Genomic DNA, 540 nt, shown 5'->3' with positions numbered 1-540 from the left:
ATGCTGCGCAGCCCGTGCTGGCGGAAGAACAGCGCCTCCAGCACGCTGACCGCGATCAGCAGACTGGGTGGGCAGAGCTGCCCCATCAGACAGCCGCCGAAGGTCTCCAGATGCGGCTCCGCTCCGAACTCCCGCAGTGAGGCGAGGAGTTCGCAGCTGCGCCGCCAGCAGGCCACCGCCTCGCTGAGCGGGGTGCGGCTGTACGGCAGGCAGTAGGAGACCGGGCCGCCCTCGGTGGCGTCCAGGCCGACCGCGAGCAGCGCCCTGATGATGTGCTCGGGCATCGCCGAACCGTGCCGGACCTGCACCGGGAAGCGGGCGTCCGCGATCCCGCGCAGCACCGCCCGGGTGACGTCCACCGGGTGGCTGGCGATCGGGTAGCCGTTGAGGCCGACGCCCTCGGTGAGCGCGCTCCGGGCGGCGGCGAGGTCGCCGGTGCGGGTGTAGCTGTCCAGGGTGATGGTGCCGACCGTGGTGGCGTCGGCGCCGCGGGTGGCGAGCAGGCCGTCGCGCATCCGCAGCGGGTCGGCCATGCCCATC

1 pseudogene is annotated in these 540 nt (G+C 73.3%); it reads right to left on the bottom strand.

Annotated elements, in window-relative coordinates:
* Nucleotides 1-540 (bottom strand): annotated as a pseudogene (locus VR45_RS34155) (hypothetical protein); the annotation flags it as partial.

It is taken from the genome of Streptomyces sp. NRRL S-495 (assembly GCF_000966955.1).
GTDB lineage: Bacteria > Actinomycetota > Actinomycetes > Streptomycetales > Streptomycetaceae > Kitasatospora > Kitasatospora purpeofusca.
This window is presented reverse-complemented; position numbering and strand designations above follow the sequence as displayed.